This is a genomic window from Enterobacter sp. CFEC122, from assembly GCF_052983755.1.
In genome coordinates this window covers 34,060-46,884 of sequence record NZ_JBRIQR010000014.1, presented here as the reverse complement: position 1 = coordinate 46,884, position 12,825 = coordinate 34,060, and the positions used below count along the sequence as shown (strand labels likewise).

13 protein-coding genes are annotated in these 12,825 nt (G+C 56.5%); 6 read left to right on the top strand and 7 right to left on the bottom strand.

Annotated elements, in window-relative coordinates; translation table 11 throughout:
* Nucleotides 1-36 precede the first annotated feature (36 nt).
* The 6 genes from ACVCAM_RS11805 to ACVCAM_RS11780 all read right to left on the bottom strand — a co-directional run bounded on the left by ACVCAM_RS11805 (nt 37) and on the right by ACVCAM_RS11780 (nt 5,951).
* Nucleotides 37-942: an EamA family transporter gene (locus ACVCAM_RS11805; RefSeq protein ID WP_025910689.1), complete on the bottom strand. Its 906-nt coding sequence runs from the start codon at nt 940-942 to the stop codon at nt 37-39.
* 134 nt (nt 943-1,076) lie between these two features.
* Nucleotides 1,077-2,456 carry a carbohydrate porin gene (locus tag ACVCAM_RS11800; protein ID WP_023326394.1) on the bottom strand — a complete coding sequence of 460 codons (1,380 nt, stop codon included), beginning with the start codon at nt 2,454-2,456 and terminating at the stop codon, nt 1,077-1,079.
* A 138-nt stretch (nt 2,457-2,594) separates the two neighbouring features.
* Complete coding sequence (locus ACVCAM_RS11795) at nt 2,595-2,897, bottom strand: PTS lactose/cellobiose transporter subunit IIA (RefSeq protein ID WP_008500136.1); 303 nt, start codon at nt 2,895-2,897, stop codon at nt 2,595-2,597.
* A 5-nt stretch (nt 2,898-2,902) separates the two neighbouring features.
* Nucleotides 2,903-4,279, bottom strand: coding sequence for a glycoside hydrolase family 1 protein (locus ACVCAM_RS11790; RefSeq protein ID WP_039267100.1), 1,377 nt, complete (start codon nt 4,277-4,279; stop codon nt 2,903-2,905).
* Nucleotides 4,280-4,296: 17 nt separating this feature from the next.
* Nucleotides 4,297-5,625 carry a PTS sugar transporter subunit IIC gene (locus ACVCAM_RS11785; protein WP_023293713.1) on the bottom strand — a complete coding sequence of 443 codons (1,329 nt, stop codon included), beginning with the start codon at nt 5,623-5,625 and terminating at the stop codon, nt 4,297-4,299.
* Nucleotides 5,626-5,636: 11 nt separating this feature from the next.
* Nucleotides 5,637-5,951 (bottom strand): PTS sugar transporter subunit IIB, encoded by a 315-nt coding sequence (locus tag ACVCAM_RS11780; protein ID WP_008500132.1) that lies wholly within the window; start codon nt 5,949-5,951, stop codon nt 5,637-5,639.
* Between the two features lie 293 nt (nt 5,952-6,244).
* Between ACVCAM_RS11780 and ACVCAM_RS11775 the strand changes: the two genes are divergently transcribed.
* On the top strand, nt 6,245-7,195 hold the full coding sequence (locus ACVCAM_RS11775; RefSeq protein ID WP_023293714.1) for a LacI family DNA-binding transcriptional regulator: 951 nt from the start codon (nt 6,245-6,247) through the stop codon (nt 7,193-7,195).
* A gap of 61 nt (nt 7,196-7,256) precedes the next feature.
* Here ACVCAM_RS11775 and ACVCAM_RS11770 read toward each other — a convergent pair whose 3' ends face one another.
* Nucleotides 7,257-7,553, bottom strand: coding sequence for a YicS family protein (locus ACVCAM_RS11770; protein ID WP_021242704.1), 297 nt, complete (start codon nt 7,551-7,553; stop codon nt 7,257-7,259).
* Between the two features lie 141 nt (nt 7,554-7,694).
* Between ACVCAM_RS11770 and ACVCAM_RS11765 the strand changes: the two genes are divergently transcribed.
* The 5 genes from ACVCAM_RS11765 to ACVCAM_RS11745 all read left to right on the top strand — a co-directional run bounded on the left by ACVCAM_RS11765 (nt 7,695) and on the right by ACVCAM_RS11745 (nt 12,824).
* Complete coding sequence (locus tag ACVCAM_RS11765) at nt 7,695-8,114, top strand: GNAT family N-acetyltransferase (protein WP_008500129.1); 420 nt, start codon at nt 7,695-7,697, stop codon at nt 8,112-8,114.
* A 147-nt stretch (nt 8,115-8,261) separates the two neighbouring features.
* Nucleotides 8,262-9,062, top strand: coding sequence for a lipoprotein NlpA (gene nlpA / locus ACVCAM_RS11760; RefSeq protein WP_407222926.1), 801 nt, complete (start codon nt 8,262-8,264; stop codon nt 9,060-9,062).
* 122 nt (nt 9,063-9,184) lie between these two features.
* Nucleotides 9,185-9,964 carry an MBL fold metallo-hydrolase gene (locus ACVCAM_RS11755; RefSeq protein ID WP_407222927.1) on the top strand — a complete coding sequence of 260 codons (780 nt, stop codon included), beginning with the start codon at nt 9,185-9,187 and terminating at the stop codon, nt 9,962-9,964.
* Between the two features lie 26 nt (nt 9,965-9,990).
* A complete protein-coding gene (locus ACVCAM_RS11750; RefSeq protein ID WP_021242706.1) occupies nt 9,991-10,944 on the top strand; it encodes a GlxA family transcriptional regulator in 954 nt (317 codons plus the stop codon).
* A gap of 182 nt (nt 10,945-11,126) precedes the next feature.
* Nucleotides 11,127-12,824, top strand: coding sequence for a ShlB/FhaC/HecB family hemolysin secretion/activation protein (locus ACVCAM_RS11745; protein WP_407223772.1), 1,698 nt, complete (start codon nt 11,127-11,129; stop codon nt 12,822-12,824).
* The last annotated feature ends 1 nt before the right edge of the window (nt 12,825 follow it).

The following is a 12,825-nucleotide window of genomic DNA, read 5'->3' as shown; positions in this document are numbered from 1 at the left end:
TCTCCCGTGGGAGAGGGTTGGGGTGAGGGCATCAGGCTACGCCGATGCCTTAACCCTTCTACGCGAATCCATCGAAATCAGCACCACCGACGACACGATCAGCAGCGTCCCCAGCCAGTCCGGCAGGGTAAACGCCACGCCCAGCAAAATCACCGACAGCAGCGCGCTGCTCAAGGGTTCGGCGCAGCTCAGGATGCTCGCCTTCGGCCCGCCGATCATCTGTGCGCCTTTCAGATACAGGCTGAACGTCAGCGCGGTGCCAATCACCACCAGGTAGAAAAACGCCAGCAGCAGGCCGCCGTCGATCACGAAGATGGTGCCGCGTCCGGCGTAGAACGGCGTCAGCATTAATCCGGCAATCAACATACTCCAGCCGACAATCGGCAATGTGCCGTAGCGGGCAATCAGCGTTGACGGATAGGTGGTGTAAAACGCGGCGGCAAACGCCGAGGCGATGCCGAAGAACAGGGCGGCAGGCGAGATGGAGAGCGAGGTTGGGTCGCCGTGGGTGACCAGCAGGAACGTCCCGACAAGCGAGGTCACAATCGCGGACAAAACAAACACGCCGGGGCGCTTTTTCCGCGCCAGCGCGAACCACGCCACGATAATCGTTGGCGACAGAAACTGGAGCACGGTGGCCGTCGCGGCGTTGGATTTTTCAATCGTCAGCAGGAAGGTGAGCTGCACGGTGAGCGCGCCGACCAGCGAGAAAAACAGCAGGCTGAGGGCGTCTTTGCGATGTTTGATGACCGAGAAAATCTTGTCGCCGTGAACGAAGGAGAGCGTCAGCAGGATCACGCCGGTAAACAGCAGGCGAACCATGGTCAGGTAAGGCGAAGAAATGTGGCTTTTCTCCATGATGTACTGCGCGCAAACGCCGGAACTGCCCCATAAAACGGCGGCGATCAGGACGTTCAGCATCCCTTTACGTGTGGAACCCATTTTCTCCCCTGTTATGTTGGTTTTTTTGTAGCATAACATGGGATCTTGCCGGGTGGCGCTACGCTTACCCGGCCTACAAAACCTTGTAGGCTCGTGCAAGCGCAGCGCCGCCGGGCGAAACAAACGGCGCTCTACTAGAACCACGCCTCCCACATCGCGCCGACGTTGAAGTCGTCGAGCGTCTCGTCTTTGGTGTTGTTCACGCGCGCGGTGCGTGCGTTATCCACCTTGCCGCCGGTCACGTAGAAGCGCAGCATCGGACGGAACTCCGGCCCCATGGCGATAGACATGTTCTGCGACAGGGTCAGCTTCCAGCCTTTGTTGTCGCCGCCGTTGTCGTAATCCACGTGCTGCCAGCCCGCTTCCAGCCAGGTGGAGTGAACGTCGTTCCACCAGTGCATCGGACGCACGATGGCGTTGTAGTTCTTACGGTTGTCGGTCTTATCACGGCTGTTGTCGTAGTCGTGGAAGGCGAGGATGTACTCCACCTGCGTGGCCTGGGTGAATTTGTACAGCCCTTCGAAGCTGGCGTAGACCGTGGTCAGGTCTTCGGTTTTATTGAACACGCTGTTGTCCGAGTTATCGGAGTAGCGGGCAATCACCTTGTTCACGCCGCTGTCGTTGGTGTGGCTCAGCACCACGCCGCCCTGCCAGGCGTTCAGACGCTCGTCGCTCTCCACCGCTTTTGAATCAAAGCCGTAGTTGGCGTACAGCTCCAGATCCAGCGGACCGAGCTTCATACCGTGGATTTTAGAGGTGGCCGCGTAGTTACCTTTGTCGCCCGTGCCGGACCCGCCGGTACAGGTGATGCGTGACGGATTCGCTTCGTCTTCCATCACTTCCGGGCTACAGGATTCCACTGCCGCCACGGCAGCGACGTCAAACTGCACGCCGCCGATGTCGAAGTTCTTCACCCCGGCGCCCTGGCCGTCGTGGTTCATCCAGAAGTAATCGTTGATGCCCTGCTGCGGACGCTGGTGGAAGTCGCGACCGGCCCAGAAGTAGGCGTTCGGGTTGGAGGCCATAATATTGGTCACCCCCGCGTAGGCCTTTTTCAGGTTAACTTCGTCGCCCCAGTGGTCGATCATCACGTTGATGTCCCAGATGGCGCCGTTTTCGCCCTTGAAGGCTTTAGAGAGCTGGAACTCGCCGCCGTTGCCTTCGTTACCCAGACGACCGATCGCGGACGCGCCGTTGTAGGAGCCATCGACAGCCACGTATTTCTGATCGGCGGCCTGGAAGTGCGCGCCGTAGCGGGCGTAGCCGGTAAATTTAATCCCGAACGGAATCGCCATGTCCGGGGATTGCGCCGCGCTTTGCGGCTCGGTCACCACGTCCGCTTTTTTCGCGACGGCGGCATCCATTTTGGCCTGACGTTCGGCCAGGGCTTTATCCACCGCTTTCGCCACAATGGCGTCGATTTGCTCCTGCGTGAATTCCTGGGCGAGCACGGAAATTGGGCAAAGCGCGGCGATAACCGCCATGGTTAATGGAAGTTTTTTAATCGTATTCATGGTTATCTCAATATAGTTTAATTTTATTCAGACAATAACCATCCCGCTCCGATCTGACAGAATATGTCGCTATCATCAGAACAAGTGGATTTCTAGTTTTAGGTACAGAGGTATTACATTAATTTATTTCGCCATAGACTATCTCTGATATAAATGAATAATTTCTTCAGACAATTCACGCGCTAATAGCGAATTCATTAAATGATCCTGCGCGTGCACCATGATTAAGGTCATCGGCTGGCGGGCTTCGCCCGCATCCTGCTCGATCAGTTTGGTCTGCATCTTGTGCGCCTGGCGCGCATAGCCGTCGGCTTCGCGAAGCAGGCTTTTGGCTTCGTCAATGTTGCCCTGGCGCGCCGCGTGCAGCGCCTCAAAGCACAGGCTGCGGGACTGCCCGGCGTTGACGATAATTTCCATTACGGCTTCTTCTAGTGCGATCATCATCATTACTCTTTATCAAAGCTATTATTTAAGGCGGTGGCGGCAAACCACTCCCCGCTTTTCTTAATGGTGCGCTGCTGCGTCTCCAGATCGAGCTGGATAAATCCGTAGCGATTTTTATACGCGTTACACCACGACCAGTTATCAATAAATGTCCACATATGGTAGCCAAGACAATTACACTCTTCGCTTATGCCTTTATGCAGCCACGTTAAATGCTCAGATATAAAATCAATGCGGTATTGATCGTTAATCTGGCCATTTTCAATAAAACGTTGCTCGTTTTCGACGCCCATGCCGTTTTCAGAAATAAAGCAGCGGGGGTTGCCGTAATTGTCGCGCAGGTTAATCAGAATATCGTAAATACCCGGCGCGTAGATTTCCCAGCCGCGGTAGGGGTTCATCTTGCGGCCCGGCATCTCGTAGCTATCAAAGAACCATTCCGGCATAAACGGCGCCTGCGGGTTCACCGCGCTGTCGCGACACTTCACGCGACGCGGCTGATAGTAGTTAATGCCGAGCAGGTCGATTTTCCCTTCCGCAATCAGGAAACCGTCTTCCGGCTTGCAGGCGGGCAGCTGGTCGTAAGATTTCAGCAGCGCCACCAGATCGGCCGGGTATTCGCCGCGCAGGACCGGGTCGAGGAAGCTGCGGTTAAACATCAGATCCGCAACGTGCGCCGCCTTCACGTCTGCCGGGTTCTGCGAACGCGGATACGACGGCGTCAGGTTCAGCACGATGCCGATCTCCCCCGCGTAGTGCCCGGCGCGGTAGGCCTGAACCGCCTTCGCATGGGCCAGCACCGTGTGATACGCCACGGTAGCCGCCCGGCGGAAATCCACTACGTTGGGGTAGTGGAAGTCGTACAGATAACCGCCTTCCACCGGCACGATCGGCTCGTTGAAGGTAAACCAGTGCAGCACGCGGTCGCCGAACAGCTCGAAGCAAATCTGCGCATAGCGGGCGTACGCGTCCACTACGTCACGGTTTTCCCAGCCGCCTATCTCCTGCATCGCCATCGGCATGTCGAAATGGAACAGGGTGATAAACGGCGTGATGCCCTGTTCATTCAGCTCATCAATGACCTGATTATAAAAATCGACCGCGTCCGGGTTCACTTCACCGATACCGTCGGGGATCAGGCGCGCCCAGCTAATCGAGGTACGAAAGCTGTTGTGGTTCAGCTGTTTTAACAGCTGAATGTCCGTTTTCCAGTGCTGATAAAACGTGGAGGTGTGCTGCGGCCCCACGCCGTTGTGAAAACGGTTCGGCTCGCGGGCAAACCAGTAGTCCCACGTGGTTTCACCCTCTCGTGTCCCTTCCGTCTGGAGAGCGGAGCTTGCGCTGCCCCACCAGAAGTTATCGGGAAATGCGTATTTCATGACCCTTCCTCTTTGACTTAATTGCTTGTGGCTTCAGCGGCACCCACGGTTGCAGCCTGGGCTTTCTGCTCTTCGTTTTTAATCAGCGTACGCTCATAGGCGCGCAGGAACGGCAGGTACATCAGCGCCGACATCACCATGCAGACGAGGCACATCACCACCGGGCTCAGCGCCCAGTTCGCCGCCCACGAGGCGCCAATCGGCGCGGGCGTAGTCCACGGGGTTAACGAGACCACCTGTGCCAGCCAGCCGAGCTTCGTGGCGCCGTACGCCAGGCAGGCGTTGACCAGCGGAACAAACACGAACGGGATAAACAGCATCGGGTTCATGATGATCGGCGCGCCGAACAGAATGGGTTCATTGATGTTAAAGAAGCTTGGCACCACGCCCATTTTGCCGATGGTGCGCAGATGGGTAACGCGGCTGCGCAGCAGCAGGAAGGCCAGCGGCAGGGTGGAACCGACGCCGCCAATCAGCAGGTAGTGATCCCAGAAACCTTGCAGATAAACGTGCGGCAGCGCCGCGCCTGCGGCCAGTGCCGCCTGGTTTGCCGAGAGGTTCGCCATCCAGAACGGGTTCATGATGCCGGTAACAATCAGCGAGCCGTGGATACCCGCGAACCAGAAGATCTGGCACAGCAGCACGGAGAGCAGAATGGCGGGCAGGGAGTCAGACGCGGACACCAGCGGCTCCAGCAGGTGCATGATCGCCTGCGGGATAATCATCCCGGTCTGCGCTTCAATGAACAGGTTCAGCGGGTGCAGCGTGCCGATCACCACCATCACCGGGATCAGGATCTCAAACGAACGCGCCACGCCGGTGGGCACTTCCTTCGGCAGGCGGATGGTGACGTTGTTCTGCTTCAGCCAGGCGTACACGCGGGTTGAGTAAATAGCGGTGATCAGGGCGGTGAAGATGCCCTGGCCGGAGAGGTACTGGGTTGAGATTTTGCCGTCGGCATACGGCGCGGCGACCAGCAGGAAGGCCATAAAGGCCAGCAGGCCGGACATCACCGGGTCGAGGTTAAACTGACGCCCCAGGCTCGCCCCAATTCCTACCGAGATGAAGAAGGTCATCACGCCCATGCTGAGGTTAAACGGCAGCATCAGCTGTTCGCGGTAGGTCTGGGAGAAATCCAGCCAGCCGCGGGCGAAGCTATTGGTGGTATCCGCCGAGAACGGCGGAAAGATGAACACCAGCATAAACGAGCCGATGATCATAAACGGCAGCGCGGCGGTAAAGCCGTCGCGGATGGCAATCACGTACTTTTGCTGACCGAGCTTCGCGGCCAGCGGGGTAATTGACTGCTCAATCACCGCAACCATGGATTGATATAACGAACTCATGTGAACACCTTTTAGTGTGCCGCTTCGATGAGCGACAGAGCAAAGTCCAGTACTTTATCGCCACGCTGCATGCCGTAGTCCATCATGTCGATGGGCTGCACCGGAATGCCATGCGTCGCCGCCTTGTCTGAGAGTGTCTGTAACATGTATTTCACTTGCGGTCCGAGAAGTACCACCTGGTATTGCGGAAACTGCGTATCAAATTCGGAAACACCGTACGCATCAATCTTCACCGGCAAACCACGTTCTTTCGCGACATCGACCATTTTGCTGACCAGCAGGCTGGTGGACATCCCTGCAGAGCAGCACAGCATAATCTTGAACATCGACAACCATCCTCTAAATGTAAAAAGTTATTGCGAGGATGATTGGACATGATACGGAAACCGGTTTCCATTCATAAAAGACAGAACTGTGACAACCATCAAGATCCAATACTTATGAGGCTAATTAACCGGATGCAGGTCACATAATTTGGCTGTTTTGACATCATTTGGAGTGGAAACGGAAAATCGGTTTCCATGGAAAACGGAAACGGATATACTCCGCTCTGGCTATAATGTGAGCCGAAGCGGTCATGGAATTTGCAGGCGCGAGGTAAGCCTGCCAGGGGAAAGAGATGTCGACAATCAATGATGTATCACGTCTTGCCGGGGTGTCTAAAGCCACGGTATCGCGAGTGTTGAGTGGGTCGCGTGGCGTAAAGGAAGCCAGCCGTCAGGCCGTTCTGAAGGCAGTGGATGAGCTTAACTACCGGCCTAATGTGATTGCCCAGTCGCTGCTGAGCCAGTCGACGGGCTGTATCGGGGTGATTTGCGCCCAGGAAAACATTAACCAGACCACCGGTTACCTGTACGCGCTGGAAAAACAGCTCAGCCAGCATCAAAAACACCTGCTGCTGCGTTTCGCGCACAGCAAAGCGGAAGTGATGCACGCTCTTGAGGAACTCTCCTGCGGGCTTTGCGATGACATCCTGGTGATTGGCGCGCGTTTCCCGCTGGACGTCGACATGGACAACGTCATTCTGGTGGACTGCATGGAGTCTGATAATTCCAACAGCATCCAGTTCGATCACGCCTTTGCCGCCGAAACCGCCTGTAACTACCTGACCAGCCAGGGGCGACGCCAGATTGCCCTGATCCATCCGCACGGCAGCGGTTTTGCTGACCAGGTGCTGCTCGGCTACAAGCACGCGCTGGAGAAAAATTTCCTGCCCTTTAATCGCAACCTTGTGTTCATGGACGCGACCTCGTCGTCCGTTGCGCTACAGGAGCTGCTGAATAACGCCAGCACGCTGAACTTCAACGCGCTGCTGGTGGCGGACGAGCAGGAAGCCCAGCGGGTGATCCCGCAGCTGCAGGCGTTTAATAAATCCGTGCCGGACGACATTATGGTCTTTAGCCTGGCCGGATCGCTGCACCTGCCGGGTATTCCGGTGATCCCGGCGATTGAATATTCTATGGATGCGATGGCGGCGCGTATCGTGAGCTGGCTGACGGAGAAAACGCAGATGCTGGGCTCGTATGTGCTGCGCGGGGATTTGATCATTCCAGACGTGCGTAAGCGTTAAACATGTTGTGTAGGCCGGGTAAGGCGCAGCCGCCACCCGGCGAGAAGCACGTTTCCAGCCCTCAGTAATCTTCCATACAATCCACCTGACCAATTGCCGCCCAGTAGGCGTCCAGGTTGTCACGCTTCACGGCGGTAACGGCATTTTTGATCAGCAGCTGATTGGCCTCTGACGACAAAATCATCGCCTGCCAGGCCTTATCGCTCTGCTTTTTCTGTGGCGTACAGGTTTTCTTAATATCTTTCAGGACCTGTTGCTTAATCTGCGCCTCTTTCGCCGGATCGTCCTTTTCCTGAGCGTGGACAAACGCGGCGAACAGCAGACAAACCAGCAGGCAGACAAGGTGTGCAGCTTTCATCAACAACCCCCTTTTGACGTCACAGGCTTCCCATGAAATATATCGTTACATTCAGTGTAGCGACGCCAGCCGAAAGTATGAATTTTCTCTACGTTGCGTGTGTGAGATAGTGAAACGGCACAGATAACAAGGAGAAAAAATATGCACCTGAGCATTACTCATGCGGTTACGGCGCAGGAAAAAGAAGAGTTACTCACCGGCCTGAGAGCCTACAATGCGCAGTTTTTGGATCTCTCCACATTCAGCGGGGATATTGGCGTTTACGTGCGGGACGACATCGGCACCATGCTCGGCGGGCTCATTGGGGTGCGCAAAGGCGACTGGCTGAATATCGACTTTCTCTGGGTGAGCGATGCCGTACGCGGATCCGGCGTGGGCAGCCAGCTCATCAAAACGGCGGAAGATGAAGCCAGACGCAAAGGCTGCAAGCACGCGCTGGTGGATACCGTCAGCTTCCAGGCGCGTCCGTTCTATGAAAAACAGGGGTACCAGCTGCAGATGTCTTTGCAGGATTATCCGTACCCGGGTATGCAGCGACATTACCTGGCGAAAGCCCTTTAAGCTCTGAATCCGCAGGCCGGGTAAGCGCAGCGCCACCCGGCCATACCCGCATATAACTTATCCTTCTTATTGATTCTTTTTCGGTTTTTATTTCCCCGCCTCGTTGTCGATATAGTCACTACAACATTCAGCAAAAGGAACTGTCTTGTGAAACGTCGATTGGGTGCTCTGGTACTGGCTGGCCTGCTGCTGGCCGGGTGCGATCAAAGTGGCAGCGATGCCAAACACATTAAAGTCGGCGTCATCAACGGCGCCGAGCAGGACGTGGCGGAAGTCGCCAAAAAGGTGGCGAAAGAGAAATATGGCCTGGACGTGGAGCTGGTGGGCTTCAGCGGCTCGCTGTTGCCTAACGATGCCACCAACCAGGGGGAACTGGATGCCAACGTCTTCCAGCATCGCCCGTTCCTTGCAGAGGATAACAAGGCGCATGGCTACAAGCTGGTGGCCGTGGCGAACACCTTTGTCTTCCCGATGGCAGGCTATTCCCGCAAAATCAAATCCGTCTCGGATCTGAAGGACGAGGCAACCATTGCCATTCCAAACGACCCGACCAACCTTGGCCGCGCGCTACTGCTGCTGCAAAAAGAGAAGCTCATCACCCTGAAGCCGGACACCGGGCTGCTGCCGACGGCGCTGGATATTACCGCCAACCCTAAACAGCTGAAAATCATGGAGCTCGAAGGGGCGCAGCTGCCGCGCGTGCTGGACGACCCGAAAGTGGATGTCGCCATCATCAGCACCACCTATATCCAGCAAACCGGGCTGTCGCCGGTGCATGACAGCGTCTTTATCGAAGACAAAAACTCGCCGTACGTGAACATCGTGGTGACGCGCGAAGACAACAAAGATGCCGAGAACGTGAAGGAATTTATCCAGTCGTATCAGTCGCCTGAAGTGGCGAAAGCGGCGGAGACGATCTTTAACTGCGGGGCGGTGCCGGGCTGGTAAGGAACCCGCAGAAAGCGCGGTGACGTAAATTGGCCCGATTCCATCGGTAATCGCCCTTTAACCCACAGCATGACGCGCGACGGCTGGCTATCCTCCTTATCACACCAACCGGAGGATAGCCCATGAACATCACCCACATTCGCAACGCCACCCAGCTGATTACCTACGCCGGAAAACGTTTTTTAATCGACCCGATGCTGGCTCCGCAGGGCGCTTATCCGGGCTTCCCCGGCACGGCCCATGCCGAACGCCGTAACCCGACGGTCGAACTCCCCGTAGACGTCAACACGCTGCTGGACGCCGACGCGGTGATCGTCACCCATACCCATGACGATCACTGGGATCGCGCCGCGGCGGAACTGATCGCCAAAGATAAACCGATCTACGTGCAAAACGACCGTGATGCCGCGCTGCTGCGCAGCCAGGGGTTTAGCAACCTGACGGTCATGACCGACGAGACCACCTTTGGCGAGATTCGAATTGCGAAGACCCACGGCGGCCAGCACGGTACCGATCGCGCATACGCCGTGCCCGAACTGGCGGAGCGGCTGGGCGAGGCCTGTGGCGTGGTGCTGCGTCATCCTGATGAGAAGACGCTCTACCTTGCCGGGGATACCGTCTGGCGTGACGAGGTGGCGGCCGATCTGCAAAAGCACCAGCCGGACGTGGTGGTGCTGAACGCTGGCTATGCCCACGTCATTGGTTTTGGGCCCATTATTATGGGGCAGGAAGATGTGCTTAACGTTCATTTCCTGCTGCCGCAGGCCAACATTGTGGCGAGCCATATGGAGGCCATTAACCACTGCCTGTTGACCCGCAGCGCGCTGCGTGAGTACGTAGAAGCCAACCAGGTGAGTGACGCGGTGAGTATTCCTGAGGATGGCGAAACCGTTATATTCTGAGTGTCTAAAGGGGAAAGGAGAGACAAATGTCGCTAGTCAACGTCGCGATTGTCGCAGTAGACGGGTTCAGCCCGTTCCACTACTCCGTTCCCTGCATTCTGTTTGGCGACTCGGTCTCCGGAGAAAAGCGCTTTAACGTGGCGATCTGCGCCGAAACGCCAGGGTTCCTCACCTCAAAAGACGGATTTGCCCTCAACGCCACGCAGGATTTTACCGCCATTGGGCAGGCCGATATTGTTGTCGTTCCCTACTGGCAGCACGTTCTTGAACGCCCGCCCCAGACGCTGCTCGACAGCCTGGTACAGGCGAGAGACCGCGGTGCAGAAATCGTCGGGCTGTGTCTGGGATCGTTTGTGCTGGCCTGGGCGGGGATCCTCGACGGCAAACGTGCGGCCACCCACTGGGAGTTCGAACGTCAGTTTCAGTCGCTCTTCCCGAACGTTCGGCTGGATATTAATGCCCTTTACGTGGATGACGGCAATATCATCACCTCCGCCGGGACTGCCGCAGCCCTCGACTGCTGCCTGTATATCATTCGCCAGCGCTTTGGCAGCGTGGTTGCTAACCAGATTGCCCGCCGGATGATTGTTCCGCCCCACCGCGAGGGCGGGCAGGCGCAGTTCATCGCCCAGCCGGTGCCTAAAGATACCCGCGACGGACGCATTAACTGCCTGATCGACTACCTGCAGCAGCACATCACCGAACAACATAGTCTGGACTCGCTGGCTGAGGTGGTCTCGATGAGCCGCCGCACCCTGACTCGTCATTTTGTTAACGCTACAGGGATGAGCGTCGCCGACTGGTTGACCGCCGAACGCCTGCGGCGCAGCCAAATCCTGCTGGAAGCCGGAAATATGCCGATTGAACGCGTGGCTGAGCTGGTGGGATTTAATTCCGCCGTCACCTGGCGACAGCAGTTTAAGGCGCGTTTTGGGGTGAGTCCGGCGGAGTGGCGAAAGACGTTTCGGCTTCATGCCTAGTGTATTACGGCTAACTCAAGATTTAAGGGTGAGTTAAATCCTTTCTTATGTTCTCTTAATATCCTTCTCACTCTTCTGAAAGAACTATTAATTTTAGGCGCCCTAATTCAAATTAGATATACTCGCTTTAAGAAAACTCTTATATTACAAAAATAATCATTGCGGACATTTTTGTGGCATGGATGAATAGCGCCGAAATAAAAATTAGAATAATTTCATTAGTAAATTATGCTGTTGCTATCTTATTGTTTTCGCTTTTTTCAGCGAGGGTGAGTGCTGCACCTTTATCGCCAGCCGATCGCGATTCCATTCAACAGCAACAGCAGCAGCTTTTATTACAGAACCAGCAACAGCGTGAGGAGCTGGAGCGGAGTATTCCTCGCCCCGCGCCCGCCAGACCGCTGCCGGTTACCGGCACCGGACCCTGTTTCACCATTCATACCATTACCCTTTCCGGTGCGACCTTAATCTCCCCGAAAACCCGGCAGACCCTTGTCGCGCCGTGGCAGGGCCGCTGTCTGGATATGGCGAAAATAACGGAGCTTCTCGCCCATATTTCTGACTGGTATATCAGCCGGGGATATATCACCAGCCGCGCTTTTCTTACCGAGCAGGATCTCTCCGGCGGCCAGCTGAATATTGTTGTGCTGGAAGGCAGACTGGAAGCGATCCGTCTGGAAGGCGAAACGCCGCGTATGCTGAAAATGGCGTTTCCGGGACGGGTGGGCGGCATCCTTAATTTACGCGACATCGAACAGGGCATGGAGCAAATTAACCGTTTGCGCGCCGAGCCGGTTCAGATTGAAATTCTTCCGGGAACGCAGGCCGGATATTCCATTGTTAATCTTACGGCAAAGCCGGAATTTCCCTTAAGTGCATCGGTAAGCCTGGATAATAGCGGGCAGAAGAGTACCGGCGAAGATCAGCTGAGCGGCGTGCTCACCGCCAATAATATGCTGGGTCTGGCGGATAAATGGTTTGTCAGCGGCGGGCGCAGCAGCGATTTTGCCAGCGCGTACGATGCGCAGAATTTCCAGGCGGGCGTCAGCGTGCCGTTTGGCTACGGATTACTGGACTACAGCTACGCCTGGAGTAACTACCGGACCACCATCAGTAACCAGGGATTCAACTGGCTCTCCACGGGCGATACCAAAACCCACCGCCTTAACGCGTCCTGGGTGGTCTTCCGCAACGGGGATGTGAAAACCGGCATTGCGGCAGGCGTGGTTCAGCGATCCAGCCGCAACTGGCTCAACGACGCGCCGCTTCAGAGCAGCACGCGCAACCTCTCCAGCCTGATTCTTGGGATCACGCACACGCAAAAAATGCTGGGCGGCGTGGCGACCTTCAACCCGACCTGGAGCCACGGCATGCCATGGTTCAATGCCGAAACCGACGAAGATAAGTCCGGGGATATGCCGCGCGCGGAATTCCGTAAATGGAGTCTGAACGCCAGCTTCCAGCGGCCGATTACCCGTAATGCCTGGTGGCTGACCAGCGCCTACGGCCAGTGGTCGCCCGATCGGCTGTACGGCTCCGAGCGCCTGACGCTCGGCGGCGAAAGCTCCGTGCGCGGTTTTAAAGAGCAGTACCTGTCCGGGGACAACGGCGGCTACTGGCGTAACGAGCTGGGGTATTCCCTCTTCACCCTTCCGGTGATTGGCGCAGTGAGCGCAACGATCGCCGTTGACGGCGGCTGGCTGGAAAAAGACCGTCAGGACCGCTTTGCCTCCGGCACGTTGTGGGGCGCTTCGGTGGGACTGAACAGCGCAGGGCGCGGGTACAGCAGCCAGATTTCGGTCGGGACGCCCCTGCACTACCCCGACTGGCTCGGCCCGGATCATGTGAGCGTTAACTGGCGCATTGCCTTCATGCTTTAAG

Bases quoted from the DNA above. Each gene is read 5' to 3' on its own strand.
- ACVCAM_RS11805 (WP_025910689.1), bottom strand. From the start codon at position 942: ATGGGTTCCACACGTAAAGGGATGCTGAACGTCCTGATCGCCGCCGTT.
- ACVCAM_RS11800 (WP_023326394.1), bottom strand. From the start codon at position 2,456: ATGAATACGATTAAAAAACTTCCATTAACCATGGCGGTTATCGCCGCG.
- ACVCAM_RS11795 (WP_008500136.1), bottom strand. From the start codon at position 2,897: ATGATCGCACTAGAAGAAGCCGTAATGGAAATTATCGTCAACGCCGGG.
- ACVCAM_RS11790 (WP_039267100.1), bottom strand. From the start codon at position 4,279: ATGAAATACGCATTTCCCGATAACTTCTGGTGGGGCAGCGCAAGCTCC.
- ACVCAM_RS11785 (WP_023293713.1), bottom strand. From the start codon at position 5,625: ATGAGTTCGTTATATCAATCCATGGTTGCGGTGATTGAGCAGTCAATT.
- ACVCAM_RS11780 (WP_008500132.1), bottom strand. From the start codon at position 5,951: ATGTTCAAGATTATGCTGTGCTGCTCTGCAGGGATGTCCACCAGCCTG.
- ACVCAM_RS11775 (WP_023293714.1), top strand. From the start codon at position 6,245: ATGTCGACAATCAATGATGTATCACGTCTTGCCGGGGTGTCTAAAGCC.
- ACVCAM_RS11770 (WP_021242704.1), bottom strand. From the start codon at position 7,553: ATGAAAGCTGCACACCTTGTCTGCCTGCTGGTTTGTCTGCTGTTCGCC.
- ACVCAM_RS11765 (WP_008500129.1), top strand. From the start codon at position 7,695: ATGCACCTGAGCATTACTCATGCGGTTACGGCGCAGGAAAAAGAAGAG.
- ACVCAM_RS11755 (WP_407222927.1), top strand. From the start codon at position 9,185: ATGAACATCACCCACATTCGCAACGCCACCCAGCTGATTACCTACGCC.
- ACVCAM_RS11750 (WP_021242706.1), top strand. From the start codon at position 9,991: ATGTCGCTAGTCAACGTCGCGATTGTCGCAGTAGACGGGTTCAGCCCG.
- ACVCAM_RS11745 (WP_407223772.1), top strand. From the start codon at position 11,127: ATGAATAGCGCCGAAATAAAAATTAGAATAATTTCATTAGTAAATTAT.